General features: G+C 63.2%; 1 protein-coding gene. It reads right to left on the reverse strand.

Going from position 1 to position 1005, the window contains the following annotated elements; all coding sequences use genetic code 11:
- Positions 1–83 precede the first annotated feature (83 nt).
- Positions 84–569 (reverse strand): reverse transcriptase N-terminal domain-containing protein, encoded by a 486-nt coding sequence (locus EJK15_RS69565; RefSeq protein WP_138720967.1) that lies wholly within the window; start codon positions 567–569, stop codon positions 84–86.
- Between the last annotated feature and the right edge of the window lie 436 nt (positions 570–1005).

The raw sequence follows: 1005 nt of genomic DNA on the forward strand, positions 1-1005 counted from the left end.
ACTTACGAGGTGTCCTTCCGACTGGGCTGCTGGAAGCGTAGAGAACTCCCATCATCCCAGGTCAAAGGGCACCTCGCCCTATTTCACTGTTCTTCTGTCAGATTCCCAGCCGTGGATCCAGGCTCAGGCTCCAGCGCGTTACGGACTCGTGCCTGATGGCAGCGATCCATGATCACGGGGATTCCGAGTGGCCGCAGCTTCTTGCTGTCACCGGCCTTGGGGATGTGCACCCGCTTGACCGCACGCGGTACCCAGGTGCGGATCGTGGCATGCACACGCACGCCCATCTCCGCTCTGGCCTGAGAGGTCAGCGCGACCTCCCCGTCGATGCCCGCGCTCTTGCGACCAGCGTTGCGCTGCGTCACCTGCCGCACGCTGACCAGCGTGTTAGCCCGGCTCCGCAGCATCAACTTTTGCAGGCTTCTGGCCTTGGGCCAGTTACCTTCCTGAACCGCCTTGAAGATCCTGCTCCGCAGCCGCCGTACTTCATCCTCCAGCGTCCGCCAATCGGTGGAGTCCCACCCATCAGCGTCCATCCGGAGGAGAATGCCTTCCGGTCCGTTCACCATGCGGTGTCCAACTTGCCCTTCTGTTCCGGCATTTACGTTGCGTCGTCGTCAAAGGCTCACCTGCCCACGTCAGCGCCCCTTTCGAGGCCCGCGCATCAAGCCCGGTATCCGGCCAGTTATCCGAAACCACCAGCGGAGGAGCTGGCTGAGATGTTCCGGTTTCCTGCCACCTTTCGGCCACCGGCATTCGCTTCTTGGGCATCCTGTTCCCGCCAGGGAATTCAGCTCTCCTCACGGTCGGCCCACCGCCATCTTCGTGGCGGACCCTGTCGGGGTTCCCATGTTTCGCACGAGTGAGTCGCGACCGGGTCGGGGTCGGGTAGCGGGAGTGCATTTCTGCGCCCCCGCCCCCTCAGAACCGGACAAGCCCGCTTTCCAGGCATCTCGGCTCAAGCAAGCCCGAAGGCTCACGGGCAGGCAGAAGTACCGTGCCGTT

The sequence above is a fragment of the Nonomuraea basaltis genome (assembly GCF_005893125.1).
GTDB classification, from domain to species: Bacteria; Actinomycetota; Actinomycetes; order Streptosporangiales; family Streptosporangiaceae; genus Nonomuraea; species Nonomuraea basaltis.

Coding starts and splice junctions, on each gene's coding strand:
- EJK15_RS69565 (WP_138720967.1), bottom strand. CDS start 569: ATGGTGAACGGACCGGAAGGCATTCTCCTCCGGATGGACGCTGATGGG.